This is a genomic window from Eikenella sp. NML070372 (genome assembly GCF_001648415.1).
Classification (GTDB): domain Bacteria; phylum Pseudomonadota; class Gammaproteobacteria; order Burkholderiales; family Neisseriaceae; genus Eikenella; species Eikenella exigua.
The window spans coordinates 89,570-106,304 of sequence record NZ_LXSN01000010.1 but is presented as its reverse complement, the minus strand read 5'-3'; the positions used below and the strand labels follow the sequence as shown (position 1 = coordinate 106,304).

Here is a 16,735-nt window from a genome sequence, read left to right as displayed (position 1 = left end):
CGTGCGAAAGTAGGACACTGCCAAACACCTATTTACGACACCCGCCTGATGGCGGGTGTTGTGCTTTGTGGGAGTATGATGAAAGGAATGGAAATCCGGGATAGCGGTACAGTGTGAGTTGGAAAAGAAGGAAGAGCGAACCAACTTCGCATAAGGTAAAATGCAATTATTTGTTACTTATGGGTAAAGATGCTTGTGTGATAAGTAATGTCAGGCTATCATAGCGTGAATACTGTATCTTTAAGGAGCAGTATTTCGCCCGATTAATTGTATAAGGAGTTCTGTATGAAGAAGTTTCTTTTCGTCGTTTTTACCCTGTTAAGTTTTTCTTGGGCATTAGCACAAGTTAATATTAATACAGCCACCGCGCAAGAGCTTCAAACCTTGAATGGCATCGGTCCGGCTAAGGCTGCTGCAATTGTGGAATATCGCACAGCCAATGGCCCGTTCAAATCTCCCGAAGACATTAAGAATGTACGTGGTATCGGTAACGGCATTTATCAGAAGATTTCTTCAGAAATTACCATAGGCAATGGTCAGGCTGTCCGTGCTCCTGCCACCCGTCCGGCTACTCAGCAGCAACAGCAGCAACCGGCTGCTGCCAAACCAGCTACTCCTGCAGTCAAACCGTCTGCCAGCAAACCTGCCGCCGCCCGGCCAGCTACCAACAAATCTGCTACCAATCCCTGATAAGCACCAAACACTATGCACCGCCAGCCATTTTGCCGGCGGTGTTTTTATGCCCGAAAGCGGGTACAATAAATACTATTTTATTTGGAGAAGAATATGCCCAAACACCATAAACTCATCATCCTCGGTTCTGGCCCCGCTGGTTACACCGCCGCCGTTTACGCCGCCCGCGCCAATCTCAATCCCATCATCATTACTGGTTTGGAACAAGGCGGCCAACTTATGACCACCACCGAAGTGGACAACTGGCCTGCCGATGCCGACGGCGTGCAGGGCCCCGAACTGATGGCACGCTTTCTCGCCCACGCCGAACGCTTCGGCACAGAAATCGTTTTCGACCATATCCACACCGCGCAACTGCAGCAACGCCCGTTCAAACTCATTGGTGATGCGGGCGAATATACCTGCGACGCGCTCATCGTCGCCACCGGCGCATCGGCCAAATACCTCGGTCTGCCGAGCGAGGAAACCTTTGCCGGACGCGGCGTGTCCGCCTGCGCCACCTGCGACGGCTTCTTCTACAAAAAACAAGACGTAGCCGTTGTCGGCGGCGGCAACACCGCCGTGGAAGAAGCACTCTACCTGGCCAATATCGCCAACACCGTAACCCTGATACACCGCCGCGACAGCTTCCGTGCCGAAAAAATCATGGTGGACAAACTGATGCGCCGCATGGAAGAGGGCAAAATCATCCTGAAAACCGAAGCCGTATTGGAAGAAGTATTGGGCGACGACAGCGGCGTAACCGGCGCGCGGTTGAAATTCAACGACGGCCACAGCGAAGACATCGCCGTCAAAGGCGTATTTATCGCCATCGGGCACAAACCCAATACCGACATCTTCAAAGGCCAGCTTGAAATGGACGATGCGGGCTACCTGAAAACCAAAGGTGGCAGTGGCAACAACGTCGGCGCAACCAACATCGAAGGCATCTGGGCGGCGGGCGACGTGAAAGATCACACCTACCGCCAAGCTATCACCAGCGCGGCCTCCGGCTGCCAAGCCGCACTCGATGCTGAACGCTGGCTTGACCAACACTGAGTGCCAACAGGCTACCTGAAAGTGCGAAATATTTGAAAAGCCGTTTTAGTTTCGCAGAAACTCAGCTTCGGCTGCGCCGAAACATCACTTCAGGTAGCCTCTCGCCTATAATCAAATTTCAGGTAGCCTAACCGCAAGGCAATACTCCTAGTACCACAAATCATTGCTGGCAATGAACAGGCTACCTGAAAATCAAAACATTCCGTAAAACCATTTTTCAGGTAGCCTCCATGCCCACCGTTACCTTCTACACCCACGTTGCCGATTTGGAAATCTTCGCCTGCCGTTTGGCTAAACGCGCAGTTGAAGCCGGCTGCCGCGTGCTAGTTTGGGGCAGTAGTGCGGAACAGCTGGCAACCCTTGACCGCCAACTGTGGGCATTCGAGGCCGAAAGCTTCTTGCCGCATGAAATCTGGCTGCCAGAAGAAAACCCGTGCCCGACAGAACCGCCGATATTGCTGGCCGAAGATGAAGCTCTGCCCGCAGCGGACAGCAGCCTGGTGGTGCTGAATTTATCGGCAGACTTGTGGAGCGATGCGCCGAATACGCCGGAACGTGTGCTGGAAATCGTCGGCCGCAGCGAAACCCAGCTTGCCGCTGCCCGCCGTCGTTTTGCTGCCTACCGTAACGGCGGTTTCAAAATCGAACACCACAATATGCAGGGCAAAGCCTAGTTTTTTGTCCGCCGTCCGCTTTGCTGGTCTGCTATAAAAACAGCCCATTTTCGGCTAAAATGCCGCCTTCTTCACCTTCGGTTCTACTGCCGGATTTTTCAGGTAGCCTGCAGGTGTGTCGCCTCATTCCTATCATCATTTCACAATAAAATATGCAAAACGCAGAACAAATTGCCGCCGCCGGCATTGCCGCCATCCAAAACATCGCCGACCAGCAAGCCCTCGAGCTCGTTAAAGCCCAGTATCTCGGCAAAACCGGCGAACTCAACGCCCTGCTCAAACAGCTCGGCAGCCTGCCGCCCGAAGAGAAAAAAACCGTCGGCGCGTTCATCAACGAATGTAAGCAGCGTTTCCAAGTCGCCTACGATGCCAAACGCGCCGAGTTGGCCGAAGTCAAACTGCAAGCCCAGCTTGCCGCCGAAGCACTCGATATTACCCTGCCCGGACGCGCGCAGGAAAATGGCGGTCTGCATCCCGTAACCCTGACCTTGCAGCGCGTGGTCGAACTCTTTCACGGCATGGGTTTTGAAGTGGCAGACGGCCCGGAAATCGAAGACGATTTCCACAACTTCCAAGCTTTGAACATTCCCGCAAACCATCCGGCCCGCGCCATGCAGGATACGTTCTACGTTGAAAACGGCGATGTTCTGCGCACGCACACTTCACCGATTCAAATCCGCCACATGCTCGACAAAAAAGAGCCACCCATCCGCATTATCGCCCCCGGCCGCGTTTACCGCGTGGACAGCGATGCGACCCACTCGCCTATGTTCCACCAAACTGAAGGTTTGTGGGTAGAAGAGGGCGTAACCTTCGCCGATTTGAAAGCCGTATTCACCGATTTTATCCGCCGCTTTTTCGAACGCGATGATTTGCAGGTACGTTTCCGTCCGTCTTTCTTCCCGTTTACCGAACCGTCCGCAGAAATCGACATCATGGGCGAAAACGGCAAATGGCTGGAAGTCGGCGGCTGCGGCATGGTGCATCCCAATGTGTTGAAAAACGTGAATATCGACCACGAAAAATATACCGGTTTCGCCTTCGGCATCGGCCTCGACCGCTTTGCCATGTTGCGTTACAACGTGAACGATTTGCGGCTGTTTTTTGATAATGATTTGAACTTTTTGAAGCAGTTTTCGAAATGATTGTGCAGGCTGCCTAAAAATGAAAAAGCAGCCTGCACATTTTCAGGTAGCCCGAAATGGACAGATTAACCCCCGAGCAACGCAAAAAATGTATGCAGTCCAACAAAAGTAAAGGGACAAAACCCGAGCTTGTGTTGGCAAAAGCGATGTGGGCTTTGGGGCTCAGATATCGGAAAAATAGCGGAAGCATTTTTGGAAAACCTGATTTTTCATTTAAAAAATACAAAGTGGTCGTGTTTGTCGATGGCGAGTTTTGGCACGGTAAAGATTGGGAACGGAAAAAAGCGGAAATAAAGGGAAATCGTGAGTTTTGGATTACTAAGATAGAGCGAAATATCCGACGGGATATGGAAGTAACAGGTCGTCTGAAAGCCGATGGCTGGACGGTTTTACGTTTTTGGAGTAACGATGTCGTTAAAAATGCAGGCTGCCATGCCGAAAAAGTCAAAGAAATCATCCAAGCAAGACGAATTGATTTACAAAAACAAGATTAAGGGCAATGGGCAGGACGAACGGTTAAAAGAAAAAGCAGCGCAATACCGCCTTTTTGAAAACAACGATACTTTTCAGACGGCATTGAAACCCAAATTTACCTTTATCGACTTGTTTGCAGGTATCGGGGGCTTCCGCATCGCCATGCAGAACTTGGGTGGGGAATGCGTGTTCTCGAGCGAGTGGGACGAGAAAGCCAAACTGACGTACGAAGCCAATTTCGGAGAAGTGCCGTTTGGCGATATTACTTTGGAAGAAACCAAACAATACATTCCGAAGCAATTTGATGTGCTGTGTGCGGGTTTCCCCTGTCAAGCCTTTTCGATTGCCGGTCGGCGCGGAGGGTTTGAAGATACGCGCGGTACATTGTTTTTCGATGTAGCGGAAATTATCCGCAGGCACCGTCCCAAGGCATTCTTTTTGGAAAACGTAAAAGGATTGACCAACCACGACCGAGGCAGGACGTTGCAGACGATATTGAATACGTTGAGGGACGATTTGGGATATTTTGTACCCGAGCCGAAAATTGTCAATGCAAAGGATTTCGGGGTGCCGCAAAACCGCGAAAGGATTTTTATTGTGGGCTTTTGGGGAGATCCCAATATCAAAGATTTCGAATATCCCGAACCGACAGGAATTCAGGTAGCCTTTAAGGATATACGGGAAAAAGATACCGTGCCGACAAAATATTATTTGTCTACTCAATACATTAATACTTTAAGAAAACACAAACAAAGACATGAAGAAAAGGGTAATGGGTTCGGATATGAAATTATTCCCGATGACGGGATTGCCAATGCGATTGTCGTCGGCGGTATGGGGAGGGAGAGGAATTTGGTAATTGACAAACGCATTACCGATTTTACTCCGACCACCAATATCAAAGGCGAGGTAAACCGCGAGGGAATCAGAAAAATGACCCCGCGCGAATGGGCAAGGCTGCAAGGATTTCCTGAAGAATTCAAAATCCCCGTCGCGGATGCTTCCGCATACAAACAGTTTGGCAATTCGGTTGCCGTGCCGGCGATTCAGGCGGTGGCGGAAAAGATAATCTGCAAGTTGGAGGAAATCAAATTATGACGGGATTTTCAGGCAATCGCGGGGAATGGAGCGAACCTTATGTTTTATTGAAGCTTCTCGCTGATGGGGAGTTGGCATTGGGGGATAGCAGGTTAAATAAAATCAAGAATTTGATTTTGCCTATCTTATCTATCCTTCGGGAAGAGCAAAGTCAAAAGTTTTCATATTCGGATAGCAAGCAAAATGTTGTAATAGAACTGGCAGGAACAGATTCTTTTCAAATATCGGTTGATGATTTTAAAGAAAAAGCGGCATTCCTTTTGAAGAGGATTAAAACAGGATCTGGAAATGAAAAAAAAGGTAGCTTTTCAATTCCCGAAATCGAAGATTTTTTGCATCGGATAGGGTGTACCAAGGTAAGTGAAAAATCCCAGTCTAAGAGCGATATTCATATTGTCGTGCACGATGTGCGCACCGGGTTTTGCCCGTTGCTGGGTTTCAGCATTAAATCCGAGTTGGGCAGCAAAGCAACTTTGTTCAATGCCAGCCAGGCAACCAATTTCACATTTGAAATTCCAAATTGGGATAATGAATTTACTGAGTCGGTCAATAGTATCAATGACAAAAAAGGCAAAGTACAAAAGAGAATTGCCAAGATTAGGGAATTGGGTTTTGATTTGAAGTTTTCCCGTGTGGACAATCCGATATTCAGAAACAACCTGATGCTCATAGACAGCAAGATGCCTGAAATATTGGTTGAAATGATAAAGGCCTATTACTCGGGAAAAGCCGCTTCTGTCGGCGATTTGGCACAAATAGTTTGCTCCATTAACCCCAATGGCTACGATCAACAGCATAAGCACCAATTTTATGCTTATAAAATAAAACGCTTCCTGAATGATTCGGCTTTGGGGATGGTGGCGACAACTGTGTGGCAGGGGAAATATGATGCTACCGGAGGATATTTAGTAGTTAAAAATGATGGGGAAATAGTTTGTTATCATATCTATAGCAAAAATGAATTTGAAGACTATTTGTTCTTCAATACCAAATTTGATACGCCGAGTACGTCTAGGCATAATTTTGCCCGCGTTTATGAAGAAGGCGACAGATTTTTCTTTAAGTTGAATTTCCAAATCAAGATTTAAATATTGTAAATAGTCAGAGAACATAACATGCAATTCTCCTACTCATGGCTGAAAACCCAAGCCGATACCGAACTTTCCGCCGATAAGCTGGAACATTTGTTAACTATGTCCGGCTTGGAAGTGGAAGAAGCCGAGACTGCCGCGCCTGCGTTTACGGGCGTGGTAATTGCCGAAGTGAAATCCGTTGAAAAACATCCTGATGCCGATCGTTTGAATGTTACCCAAGTCGATGCGGGCACGGGTGAGTTGGTGCAGATTGTGTGCGGTGCGCCGAATGTGAAAGCGGGCATCAAAGTGCCGTGTTCGTTGCCGGGCGCGGTGTTGCCGGGCAATTTCAAAATCAAGCCGACCAAGATGCGCGGCGTGGTGTCGAACGGGATGTTGTGTTCCGCCAAAGAGTTGGGGCTACCTGAAAACGGTGTGGACGGCCTGCACATTCTGCCGCAAGACGCTCCTGTCGGCGCAAACATCCGTGAATATCTGGATTTGGACGATACGGTATTCACGCTGAAAATCACGCCGAACCGTGCCGACTGTCTGAGCATCAAAGGCATTGCGCGCGAAGTGTCCGCGCTGACGGGTTGCGCGTTCAAGCAGCCTGCAATCCATGCCGCGCCAATCACGGGTAGCCGCAAACAGCCCGTGCAGATTGATGCGCCTGCCGATTGCGGCCGCTTCATCAGCCGCGTGATTGAAAACGTGAACGCGCGCGCCGCTACGCTGGATTGGATGAAGCAGCGTTTGGAGCGCAGCGGTATCCGCAGTATTTCCGCGCTGGTGGACATTGGCAATTATGTGATGCTGGAAATCGGTCAGCCGATGCATGTTTTCGATGCCGACAAACTTTCAGGCAGCCTGCACATCCGCCGCGCGCGCGAAGATGAAACGCTGGAATGCCTGAACGAGAAAACCGTCTCCCTGTCTGAAAACACGCTGGTAGTAGCCGATGAAAAAGGCGCGTTGAGCTTGGCAGGTCTGATGGGCGGCGCGGCAAGTGCGGTTTCAGACGACACACAAAATATTGTGCTGGAAGCGGCTTGGTTTGCGCCTGAAATCATCGCCGGTAAATCGCGCCAGTACGGTTTTGGTTCGGACTCGTCGTTCCGCTTTGAGCGCGGCGTGGATTACCGTTTGCAGGCTGATGCCATCGAGCGCGCTACCGAATTGGTTTTGCAAATCTGCGGCGGTGCGGCAGGCGAAATGGTGGAAGCGCAGGGCGAATTACCTGAAGCGAAGCAGGTCGAATTGCGGTTAGGCCGTCTGAAAACCGTGTTGGGCGTGGACATTCCCGCCGAACAGGTGGAAACCATTTTGCAGCACTTGGGCCTGCAGCCTGAAAAAACGGCGGAAGGCTTCCGCGTTACCGCGCCGAGCTTCCGTTTCGACATCGAAATCGAGGCCGATTTGATTGAAGAAATCGGCCGCGTTTACGGTTATGAAAACATCCCCGACGATTACACGTCAGGTCGTCTGAAAATGCTGGCGCTGCCCGAAACCCGCCGTCCGCGTTTTGCCGTTTATAACGAAATGGCGGCGCGCGGCTACCGCGAAGTGGTCAGCTATGCCTTCGTTGACGAGCAGTGGGAACACGACTTTGCCGCCAACGCTAACCCCATCCGCCTGCAAAACCCGCTGGCGGCGCAGTATGCCGTGATGCGTTCCACGCTTATCGGCGGCTTGGTGGAAATTTTGCAAAACAATCTGAACCGCAAGCAAAACCGCGTGCGTGTGTTCGAAATCGCCCGCGTGTTCAGCAAGGATTCAGACGGCCAGTTTGTACAAGACGAACGTATCGGCGGCTTGTGGTACGGCGCGGCGATGCCCGAACAATGGGGCGAGAAAACGCGAAACGCGGATTTTTACGACATCAAGGCTGATGTAGAAAATCTGTTGAAAAACAAAGTAGTTGAGTTTGTCAAAACCGAACATCCCGCTCTGCATCCTGGCCGCGCTGCCAATATCGTTTCAGACGGGCAAGTCATCGGTTTCGTTGGCGAATTGCATCCAAAATGGCTGCAAAAATACGACTTGCCGCAACAAGCACCGCTGGTATTTGAAATCGACATGGCCGCCGTGTTGGAATGCGAAAAAACGCGCTATCAGGCGGTATCGAAACTCCACCCAGTTCGCAGGGATTTGGCGTTTGTGGTGTCGGAGACAGTATCGTATGACGATCTCTTGACAGCACTTTTGGCTGTGAAGAGTCCATTCATTCAGGCAGTGGCCATATTTGACGTGTATCGCGGAGTAGGGCTACCTGAAAACATGAAAAGTATGGCAGTAAAAGTGATTTTGCAGGATACTGAACGTACCTTGACAGATGATATGGTTGAAGAGATCGTACAGAGGTTGATTGCTGCTGCTGAAACTGTTGGTGCACAGTTAAGATAGATAAGAATAAGAAGCCGGCTGCTTAGATATCAAGTAACCGGCTTAGTTATATAAAATAAAATCTATTTGTTAATCATTGTACAAGAAGATGATTTGCTTTGTGCCTCACTTACAGTTTTGCATTCGTAGATAGTACCAGATGCTGTAATGTAAAGGGACTTTCTGTAGTTGCTAGGTCTAGGTTGGAGGTATACATAGTAACTGTTAATAGATGAACCACTCCCAAACCCTGAAGTAAACGTATATTTGCCTGTGGGGTTGCTATTTTTAGAGTTAATCAAGCTAGCTAGCCCAGCAGTAGAGTAGTTACCATTATTGAGTATTTTATTTTGTCGCATTTGCGCTGCAATATCTAATAACTCATTTTTTGCAACTGCTAAATCAGTTCGTTCAACATAAGCTTGATAGGAAGGCAGGGCAATGATTGTCAATATAGCAATAATTGCAACCACTGTTAATAGCTCTAGGAGGGTAAATCCAGTTTGGGCTTTCATATTCTTGACCTGTTATGAGCTGATGTACTCTACATAAGATTGCAAAGTCACAACTGTATTAGAGTTTGCGCCCCATGCTCTAGCTGTAACCCGGAAAATACTTTTCGATGCATTTTGATCCTGATGAGTGCCACCCAAACGCTCAACCATATAACAAGCATTATTTTTATTGCTATTCCCAGAAATACAGTACCTACCTTTCCCGTTGGTATTCAGATCTACACTATCATCCGAACGTTTCCATACTGGCGTGGACTCAGATGCTTTACCACCACAAATCCCATTTGAGCAACTATTAGAAGGTTCCTGTTTATCAAATTCGGCATTCCCTACTTCTAAAATACGAGATTCACCACTACGTAAAGCTTGTTCGGCTAGTGAGAGAGCAAACTTCCGATCCGCTTCGTTTGAGCTGATACGCATTTCAGTATTAGTAGATTGCATACTAGCAATTACAACTATTGCAATTACCAGCATCATAATTAGAACAACAAATAAAGTATAACCTTTTTGTTTTAGAATAGGTTGGCACATATATTACCTCCACGGACGTTTGCACGAATTAAATATTGATTCACGACACCGTAAGTTGATGGGCTATTATTAAGCCGTAATTGTACCTCAATAATGGTGGGTAAGGTGGATACACGCGTAATATTTGCTGTTGATTTTAGCTGGTCTCTATTTTCAGAAAAAGTAACCTTAGTACTAGTATCGTCACAGCCAGAATATATGGCAGAATATTGCATGCTCTGTATATTTGCAGCCATTAACTGAGGGTTACTCCACTGCCCATTTTTATCTAAGGTAAAACGGTAAAGAGCATCGGTGTCATTAACCCCATTTATACGACCAACAACGTAGGCAGCACTATATACCTGAGATAGTGTAGTTTGTGGGATATAAAAAACAGCACTATTATTTGAGTTTGATGTACGCGGGCCTGTACCAAAATCAGATACATCTACTTCATTGCTGTTAATTTTAATGTTGTTGCCTCTGTGTTTATCAATATACATTCGTGAACAAGAAGATAAAGCAACATGTCCGCTTGCTCGTACCACAGATCTTAACTCTTCAGAAGCACCAGTTGTTTTTGTTCCTGTGCTATCAAGAGGAGTGGGATGTAACCCGTACGTAAAAACGAGAACTTTTGATCTTGGTTTGGGAATAAAGTTATGGCGAGAAAATGCGGCGCTTGCATCAGTATTGCTCATGGTGCTAATGCCGTTATAATTTGGGTCACCCAATTTAAGTTGAAATTTAGCAGGAGATTGAAACCCATCACTTGAGCCAGGAGAAGTGGGGAGTTCTTTTGGGACTAAGTTACCCATGTTAAAACAACCGAAGGCACCTGCCATTTGAGCATCACGTAAGACTAACTCTGATACGTTGCGTAAATCTTGTTGTGCGGCTAGGCGGTTTTCTGATGTTCTTTTCATTCTGCTGGTGGTGCCGTAAGTAATACCAATAGCCAGCAATACAACCAAGGCAAGCGAGCTGGCCACCATGAATTCAATTAGAGTAAAACCATACTCTGTGTTCTGCGGAAGAAGGGGGAAAATTGGAGAAAGTTGTTTTTTCCTCATGTTAATCTCCTACGACGGCACTATATTGGAAGGTATAATTATCACTATTTGCCCCCGCTGCATCATCATTAGCTTCTGACCATTTGACGGATATGGTGGTCGTGGGGGTTGCTCCGCTTGTACTGTCTATTTTGTAGGCAATATTGCCGGCATTTGGTAATGCAATCTTTAACTCATTCACAAACGCATTCGTAATACAAGTAGTAAACTCGCTATTTGTCACGGTTGAGTTGGCAGAACCTAACCCACATATAACATTAGCGGTCGGAGGATTGCTGTCAACATTGACCCAAGAAGCGGTTTTATAGTTTGAATATTGTAATTTGGCATTGACGTTACTAGCACTACCTAAATTGGTAATGACATCTGGATTGCTCAGCATACCTGCAGATAGGTTTTGTACTGCCTGGGCAACACGAGTTTGCATTTCTGCCTCGCGGACATTACCAACAGATTTTAGTTGTGCAAGCATTAAAGCCATGATGCCGAAAGCCATAATAAAAACAGATATCAATACTTCAAGCAAGGTACTTCCGCGCATTGATTGTAGTTTTAGCATGGGAAATTTCTTTGTATGAGCCATGGTTTATAAGGGTCCTAAAATTATGATTATGAGAGAGCACAGAAGTTTTTGTAATCAGCTGCCTGAATCCTATCAAATACAGCAGGCGTCATGGATGTATTGCACGAGACAACTCTTCCACTAGGTGCAATGAGAGCCATCCGTACTCGTTTGCCATCACTGGCTGAAATTCTAATGTAGTGCGAGGCATAGGTGTAAGGTACACTGGATCCGCTTTTTATTCCAGTACCAAAAGAACCATTGGGTAAGAATATAAACCGGTATTTAGTGTTTGAGGTAGATAGCTTATTAAAACCAATATCCAAATAAGTGATATTGACATTGCCTTGATCGATCAAGACAGAGCGTAAATCAATATCGCTGTTAGGATTGGTGATACTACTTTGATAGTCGTCATCTTTGTTGCTATCAACAAATGCTAATAGGGAGCTACCTCCCTTATCACAGCCATTATCAGGTTTTGCGTCAGACTTTAACTTAATTCCTCCGCATATAAGCACGGGTGCGTTACGCCGAACAGCTTCTGTTCTGGCAAATCTAAAGGTAGTAACAACACGGTCAATATGCCCAGCAATTCTTTGATTTGAAATAAAATCACTCATGCTTGGCATGGCGAGCGTGGCCATAATCCCAATAAGGGTTAGGGTAATCATTAGTTCTATCAAGGTAAAACCCTGGATATGTTGTTGTGTTTTCATAGCCATCACTCTAAAACGGGGAATGGGGCACCCAAAAATAGGTGGATTGATTAGGATTATTCTTATTCTTCAGTGAAGTAAGTATGCCCAGTATGTACAGCATTGTCAAATTTGCTGAATTCGCCGGTAAATATCAGCGGAATTTTGCCAGTGGGGCCGTTACGGTGTTTGCCAATGATACATTCGGCTACTCCTTTTTTATCGGTATCGGGGTGATAGTATTCGTCGCGATACATGAACATAATCAGGTCGGCATCCTGCTCGATGGCACCGGACTCACGCAAGTCGGACATCATGGGGCGTTTGTCGGTTCTGGATTCAACAGTACGTGACAGTTGGGAGAGGGCGATAATTGGAATATCCAATTCTCTGGCCAGTGACTTAAGTGAACGAGAAATTTCTCCCAATTCTGCTGCACGGTTATTGTTATTGTGGCCGGTGCCGTTCATCAGCTGTAAGTAGTCGATAACCACCAGCCCTAATTTGCCTTTTCTTCTAGCCAGTCGGCGTACGCGGGCACGGACTTCCAACGAATTTAAGGCAGGAGTTTCGTCGATAAAGATGGGAGCGTCTGACAGTTTGTGCAGAGCGTCATTGAGCTTGCTCCAATGTTCGTCTTGCAATTGACCGGTTTTGAGTAAGCTCTGATCCAGCCTCCCAACCGAACCAAGCATACGCATTACCAGCTGCACACCGCCCATTTCCATTGAGAAGATGGCAACGGGCAGGTGCGTACTGATAGCGACGTTTTCCGCGATATTCAATGAAAAAGCGGTTTTCCCCATTGCTGGTCTCCCAGCGACGATAATGAGATCGCCGCCGTGCAAACCGGCTATTTTTTTATCTAGATCAATGAATCCGGTTGGAATGCCGGTTACATCGTCTTTATTTTCCCTCGAGTAAGCCTTGTCGATTTTGGCGACTGCTTCTTTCAGCATGGCAGGCATCTCTAAGAACTCGTGTTGCACTCTGCTGGTGCTTTCCGCGATTTTAAAGATTTTGGCTTCTGCCTCGTCTAACATTTGTTTGACGTCCTTGCCTTGCGGATTGTAAGCATTCCTAGCAATCTCTGTGCCAGCTTGTGCCAGTTGGCGCATGATGGAGCGGCTACGTACGATTTCGGCATAGCGGGAGATGTTGATGGCAGAGGCAGTATTTTGTGCTAAATCTACCAGATAGCCAAAGCCGCCGGCTTCCTCCAACACTTCTTCACGCTGCAATACTTCTTCCACGGTGATGGTGTCGGCGGGGCGGTTGCGTTCAGCTAGGTGGGCGATGGCGTGGAAAATTAGGCGGTGTTCGTAGCGGTAGAAGTCTTCTTCCGAGATGGTGCCGGCAATGCGGTCCCAGGCGGAGGAATCCACCATCAGTCCGCCCAATACCGACTGTTCGGCTTCTATGGAGTGTGGTGGTAGGGCGAGGCTTTCGTTGCTTTGGTCTTGAATATTCATAATTAGTTGTGGCGGGGGAATAGGGACCCCTGAAAAATACGTTACTTAATGTGTGGTTCATGGCTACCTGATAACCGGTATCCATTTGTTTTCCAGATAGCTTTCGAAGTGTACCCCGACTGATCGGAGTAAACTGACAAATTCCGTCACTTTTGTTGCTTGCACACAGGGTATGGAACAGTCCTTTAGTTCCGTCGGATAAGGCAGGTTCATTCGGCGCAGGCAGGACGCTCAGCTATCAACACCGTAGTTTGGTTGTACCAATGCGCACACAGGGCGGCTGCGGCGGTCGGGGATGCGGCCGCATTCCTGTGCGGGGCTGTCGAAGTAGCTGCTGCGTGAGAAGGATTTGCTGCGGCTGTCTGAGTTGCGGCCTCGTCGGCTGTGGCGTGTTTCACGCGGCTCACGTGTTTCGCGCGAGGAGTGCTCGGCGGCGGGGCGGCTGCCTTCCTGCTGATGTTGCCACCAGCGCGGCTCGAAGCCCTCAATCCGTTCCACCGGCAGTTCTTTGCCAATGAGTTCTTTAATGGCTTCAAACATTTTCTGTTCGTCTTCATCCATCAGCGAGATGGCCACGCCCTCGGCGCCGGCGCGGCCGGTACGGCCGATGCGGTGCACATAGTCTTCGGCCTGGGTGGGCATTTCATAGTTGATCACGAATGGCAGCTCGACAATATCCAACCCGCGCGCGGCCACGTCGGTGGCCACCAGCACGCGCAGTTCGCCGGCCTTGAAGGCATTGAGCGTTTCCAAGCGGGTCTGCTGCGATTTGTCGCCGTGAATCGGCGCCACGCTGAGGCCGCGCCGTTTCAGGTCGCGGGCTACCTGATCAACGCTCTGCTTGGTTTTGCAGAACACGATTACCTGATTGATGTGCAAATCCACAATCAGCCGCTCCAGCAGATTGCGCTTTTGTGCGGTGTCGATGGCGATAATATGCTGTTCAACGCTTGCGCTGGTGGTATTTTGCGGGGCAGTTTGCACCTGTTCCGGTTGGTACATGAGATCTTGCGCCAGCTTGTGGATGGGAGGGGAGAATGTGGCGGAAAACAGCAGGGTTTGGCGCTGTTTGGGCAGCAGCTGCATGATGCGGCGGATGTCGTCGATGAAGCCCATGTCGAGCATGCGGTCGGCTTCGTCGAGCACCACGATTTCCACTTTATCCAGCCGGATATTTTTTTGCTGTACGTGATCCAGTAGGCGTCCCACGGTGGCCACCACGATTTCGCAGCCGGCGCGCAGGTCGGCAGTTTGTTTGTCCATATTCATGCCGCCGAACAGCACGGTGTGGCGCAGCGGCAGGTTTTTGATGTAGGCGGCGGTGTTTTGGTCGATTTGGTCGGCCAGTTCGCGGGTAGGGGTGAGTACCAGCATGCGCACCGGATGCATGGCGGGCGAGGTGCTGGTGGTGGCGTAGCGGCGCAGGCGTTCTAGGCTGGGCAGCATGAAGGCGGCGGTTTTGCCGGTGCCGGTTTGGGCGGCGGCCAGCAGATCGTGACCGGCCAGCACTTTGGGGATGGCGGCGGTTTGGATGGCGGTGGGCTGCTCGTAACCCTGGTCGGCCAGGGCGGTGGTGATTTCGGCCGAAAGGCCGAGATTGGTGAAGGGGTTGTTCATATTTGCTCCGTGTGGCAGCTGTGCGGTGGGCGGCTGCGGGGAATGGGGATGGGCTTTGGCGGCGGTTTGGATGAATTTGGCCGGCAAAGGCTGAAGGCTACCTGAAAGTAGGGGCGGTAACGAAGTTAAAGCAGGCCGGTGATACGCTTGAAAATTGTGCGCAAACCGGCACAGCAAAATGCCACAAAAAGTGTTTCAGGAGTAGGCAGTGGCCGGGAAACCCGACCGGAGGCTACCTGAAAACGTGGGCTTCAATGAAGTTCAAATAAAAGGCCGGCAGTGCAAGATGCCGAACAGGTCGTATTGTGCCTGAAAAACCGGTTTTCAGGTAGCCTTTGCAACGGCCTATTTCCAGATTTGCCGCGCATTTTGGCTCAGGTAGTCGACATTGAAGAAGGTGGTGATCAGATGCGGCTTGAGGGCGATGAAGATGGCAGACAGCAGGCCGGTAAGGAAGGCTTCGCCTCAGGCAATCAGAAAGAACACCGGCAGTACGGAATCCAGCAGGACGGCAGTGGGAAAAGTTCCGGCCAGATACAGCAACACTCCATTTGCGTCCGCGCTGAGTAGGATGCCGGCCGCGGCGGCGAAAAAGCCGTTGAGGAAGATGTAGATAAACAGGTTGCGCGGCAGCCGCTGCACGATTTGCCGCGCCAGCGCCACGCCGACCAGCGGCGGCACAATGCCGGCCAAAACCGTTAGCCCCGCCACACTTAAATCGCCCACGCCTTGCCACAGCCAAGATATAGGACAACAACAGCAATACGGCCAGGCAGAACGCTGCCGGAATGTCCACCATCAAGGCCAGTAGGCCAATACCCAGCAAGTGGTAGCTCAAACTGCCCAGCATCCTGCTGGCCGGTGCAGCACATAGGCTCCAGCGCAGCGCCATGATCAACAGCCCAACCCATGCCGCCTGGCGGTGTGCCCGCCATGCTGCCAAAGCCGGGCGCAGGGCGGCGGCAAACAGCATCAGGCACAGCACGTTAGCAGCTCAGATTTGCCAATCAATCGGCGACAGACCGTGCTGTTGCAAATAGGCATTGGCCTGTGAGAAATGGCGGCAGCCGAAGAAGCCGCGGTGGGCGGAGAGCGGCGAGGGGTGCGGCGCGGTGAGCACCAGATGGCGGGCGCGGTCGATAATCGCGCCTTTTTTCTGGGCATGGCTGCCCCACAGCATGAATACCAAGTGTTCGCGTCCTTCGTTGAGCACGGCAATCACGTGGTCGGTGAAGGTTTCCCAGCCCAGCGCGGCGTGGGAATGAGCTTGGCCGGCACGCACAGTGAGCACGGTGTTGAGCAGCAGCACACCCTGCTCTGCCCAGTTTTGCAGATAGCCGTGTTTGGGAATTTGAAAGCTAGGGATATCTTGTGCCAACTCTTTGTAAATATTTACCAGGGATGGCGGCACGGCCACGCCTTCGCGCACAGAAAAGGCCAGTCCGTGCGCTTGGTTGGCGCCATGATACGGGTCTTGCCCGAGGATGACCACGCGCACCCTGCCGAACTCGGTGGCGCGGAAGGCGTTGAACACGTCGGCGGCAGGCGGGTACACAATCTGCCCGGCTGCGCGCTCGTTGTGCACGCTATGGATGATGTGCTGGAAATAGGGTTGCTGCTTTTCCGCACCGATGGCTTCGTGCCAAGTTTGCATGGGAATTCCTTTTAGATGGGAAGAGGCTACCTGAAAAACGGGAACCGC

The 16,735-nt window shown here is 49.8% G+C and carries 17 protein-coding genes; 8 read left to right on the top strand and 9 right to left on the bottom strand.

From position 1 onward, the window contains the following. Nucleotides 1–285: 285 nt before the first annotated feature. The 8 genes from A7P97_RS09335 (at nucleotide 286) to pheT (ending at nucleotide 8,601) form a co-directional block, all read left to right on the top strand. Entirely contained in the window at nucleotides 286–690 is a 405-nt protein-coding gene (locus A7P97_RS09335; protein ID WP_067529631.1) for a ComEA family DNA-binding protein, read from the top strand. 96 nt (nucleotides 691–786) lie between these two features. Then, nucleotides 787–1,731 carry a thioredoxin-disulfide reductase gene (gene trxB, locus A7P97_RS09330; RefSeq protein ID WP_067529629.1) on the top strand — a complete coding sequence of 315 codons (945 nt, stop codon included), beginning with the start codon at nucleotides 787–789 and terminating at the stop codon, nucleotides 1,729–1,731. Nucleotides 1,732–1,961: 230 nt separating this feature from the next. After that, a complete protein-coding gene (locus tag A7P97_RS09325; protein ID WP_067529627.1) occupies nucleotides 1,962–2,405 on the top strand; it encodes a DNA polymerase III subunit chi in 444 nt (147 codons plus the stop codon). Nucleotides 2,406–2,557: 152 nt separating this feature from the next. Continuing rightward, nucleotides 2,558–3,550, top strand: coding sequence for a phenylalanine--tRNA ligase subunit alpha (gene pheS, locus A7P97_RS09320; RefSeq protein ID WP_067596355.1), 993 nt, complete (start codon nucleotides 2,558–2,560; stop codon nucleotides 3,548–3,550). Between the two features lie 56 nt (nucleotides 3,551–3,606). Continuing rightward, on the top strand, nucleotides 3,607–4,044 hold the full coding sequence (locus tag A7P97_RS09315; protein ID WP_067529622.1) for a very short patch repair endonuclease: 438 nt from the start codon (nucleotides 3,607–3,609) through the stop codon (nucleotides 4,042–4,044). Continuing rightward, on the top strand, nucleotides 4,022–5,122 hold the full coding sequence (locus tag A7P97_RS09310) for a DNA cytosine methyltransferase (protein ID WP_067529621.1): 1,101 nt from the start codon (nucleotides 4,022–4,024) through the stop codon (nucleotides 5,120–5,122). The genes A7P97_RS09315 and A7P97_RS09310 overlap by 23 nt, the downstream gene beginning before the upstream one ends. Next, a complete protein-coding gene (locus A7P97_RS09305) occupies nucleotides 5,119–6,210 on the top strand; it encodes an HpaII family restriction endonuclease (protein ID WP_067529619.1) in 1,092 nt (363 codons plus the stop codon). The genes A7P97_RS09310 and A7P97_RS09305 overlap by 4 nt, the downstream gene beginning before the upstream one ends. Nucleotides 6,211–6,237: 27 nt before the next feature. Continuing rightward, nucleotides 6,238–8,601: a phenylalanine--tRNA ligase subunit beta gene (gene pheT, locus A7P97_RS09300; protein WP_067529617.1), complete on the top strand. Its 2,364-nt coding sequence runs from the start codon at nucleotides 6,238–6,240 to the stop codon at nucleotides 8,599–8,601. 62 nt (nucleotides 8,602–8,663) lie between these two features. Here pheT and A7P97_RS09885 read toward each other — a convergent pair whose 3' ends face one another. From A7P97_RS09885 to ung, 9 genes are all read right to left on the bottom strand, one after another. Further along, the gene (locus tag A7P97_RS09885) at nucleotides 8,664–9,095 is read right to left on the bottom strand and encodes a type IV pilin protein (RefSeq protein ID WP_082880719.1); all 432 of its coding nucleotides are present in this window, start codon (nucleotides 9,093–9,095) and stop codon (nucleotides 8,664–8,666) included. Between the two features lie 12 nt (nucleotides 9,096–9,107). Further along, nucleotides 9,108–9,629, bottom strand: a complete 522-nt coding sequence (locus A7P97_RS09880) for a PilX N-terminal domain-containing pilus assembly protein (RefSeq protein ID WP_082887664.1) — start codon at nucleotides 9,627–9,629, stop codon at nucleotides 9,108–9,110. Next, a complete protein-coding gene (locus tag A7P97_RS10280; protein ID WP_125080016.1) occupies nucleotides 9,611–10,684 on the bottom strand; it encodes a PilW family protein in 1,074 nt (357 codons plus the stop codon). Before A7P97_RS10280 ends, A7P97_RS09880 begins: the two co-directional genes overlap by 19 nt. A 1-nt stretch (nucleotide 10,685) precedes the next feature. Beyond that, entirely contained in the window at nucleotides 10,686–11,243 is a 558-nt protein-coding gene (locus A7P97_RS09295; RefSeq protein WP_067529615.1) for a hypothetical protein, read from the bottom strand. Between the two features lie 50 nt (nucleotides 11,244–11,293). Continuing rightward, entirely contained in the window at nucleotides 11,294–11,965 is a 672-nt protein-coding gene (locus A7P97_RS09875) for a GspH/FimT family pseudopilin (protein ID WP_231863633.1), read from the bottom strand. A gap of 62 nt (nucleotides 11,966–12,027) precedes the next feature. Next, on the bottom strand, nucleotides 12,028–13,416 hold the full coding sequence (dnaB, locus tag A7P97_RS09290; RefSeq protein ID WP_067529613.1) for a replicative DNA helicase: 1,389 nt from the start codon (nucleotides 13,414–13,416) through the stop codon (nucleotides 12,028–12,030). Between the two features lie 231 nt (nucleotides 13,417–13,647). Beyond that, nucleotides 13,648–15,033 (bottom strand): DEAD/DEAH box helicase, encoded by a 1,386-nt coding sequence (locus tag A7P97_RS09285; RefSeq protein ID WP_067596356.1) that lies wholly within the window; start codon nucleotides 15,031–15,033, stop codon nucleotides 13,648–13,650. 465 nt (nucleotides 15,034–15,498) lie between these two features. Continuing rightward, the gene (locus A7P97_RS10275) at nucleotides 15,499–15,759 is read right to left on the bottom strand and encodes a hypothetical protein (protein WP_125080017.1); all 261 of its coding nucleotides are present in this window, start codon (nucleotides 15,757–15,759) and stop codon (nucleotides 15,499–15,501) included. A 268-nt stretch (nucleotides 15,760–16,027) separates the two neighbouring features. Then, nucleotides 16,028–16,693: a uracil-DNA glycosylase gene (gene ung / locus A7P97_RS09275; RefSeq protein ID WP_369799506.1), complete on the bottom strand. Its 666-nt coding sequence runs from the start codon at nucleotides 16,691–16,693 to the stop codon at nucleotides 16,028–16,030. Nucleotides 16,694–16,735: the final 42 nt, after the last annotated feature.

Excerpts from the sequence above, each read along its gene's own strand:
- pheS (WP_067596355.1), top strand. The coding sequence starts at position 2,558 with ATGCAAAACGCAGAACAAATTGCCGCCGCCGGCATTGCCGCCATCCAA.
- A7P97_RS10280 (WP_125080016.1), bottom strand. The coding sequence starts at position 10,684 with ATGAGGAAAAAACAACTTTCTCCAATTTTCCCCCTTCTTCCGCAGAAC.
- trxB (WP_067529629.1), top strand. The coding sequence starts at position 787 with ATGCCCAAACACCATAAACTCATCATCCTCGGTTCTGGCCCCGCTGGT.
- A7P97_RS09875 (WP_231863633.1), bottom strand. The coding sequence starts at position 11,965 with ATGAAAACACAACAACATATCCAGGGTTTTACCTTGATAGAACTAATG.
- A7P97_RS09335 (WP_067529631.1), top strand. The coding sequence starts at position 286 with ATGAAGAAGTTTCTTTTCGTCGTTTTTACCCTGTTAAGTTTTTCTTGG.
- A7P97_RS09315 (WP_067529622.1), top strand. The coding sequence starts at position 3,607 with ATGGACAGATTAACCCCCGAGCAACGCAAAAAATGTATGCAGTCCAAC.
- A7P97_RS09295 (WP_067529615.1), bottom strand. The coding sequence starts at position 11,243 with ATGCTAAAACTACAATCAATGCGCGGAAGTACCTTGCTTGAAGTATTG.
- dnaB (WP_067529613.1), bottom strand. The coding sequence starts at position 13,416 with ATGAATATTCAAGACCAAAGCAACGAAAGCCTCGCCCTACCACCACAC.
- pheT (WP_067529617.1), top strand. The coding sequence starts at position 6,238 with ATGCAATTCTCCTACTCATGGCTGAAAACCCAAGCCGATACCGAACTT.
- A7P97_RS09285 (WP_067596356.1), bottom strand. The coding sequence starts at position 15,033 with ATGAACAACCCCTTCACCAATCTCGGCCTTTCGGCCGAAATCACCACC.
- A7P97_RS09325 (WP_067529627.1), top strand. The coding sequence starts at position 1,962 with ATGCCCACCGTTACCTTCTACACCCACGTTGCCGATTTGGAAATCTTC.
- A7P97_RS09305 (WP_067529619.1), top strand. The coding sequence starts at position 5,119 with ATGACGGGATTTTCAGGCAATCGCGGGGAATGGAGCGAACCTTATGTT.
- A7P97_RS09880 (WP_082887664.1), bottom strand. The coding sequence starts at position 9,629 with ATGTGCCAACCTATTCTAAAACAAAAAGGTTATACTTTATTTGTTGTT.
- A7P97_RS09885 (WP_082880719.1), bottom strand. The coding sequence starts at position 9,095 with ATGAAAGCCCAAACTGGATTTACCCTCCTAGAGCTATTAACAGTGGTT.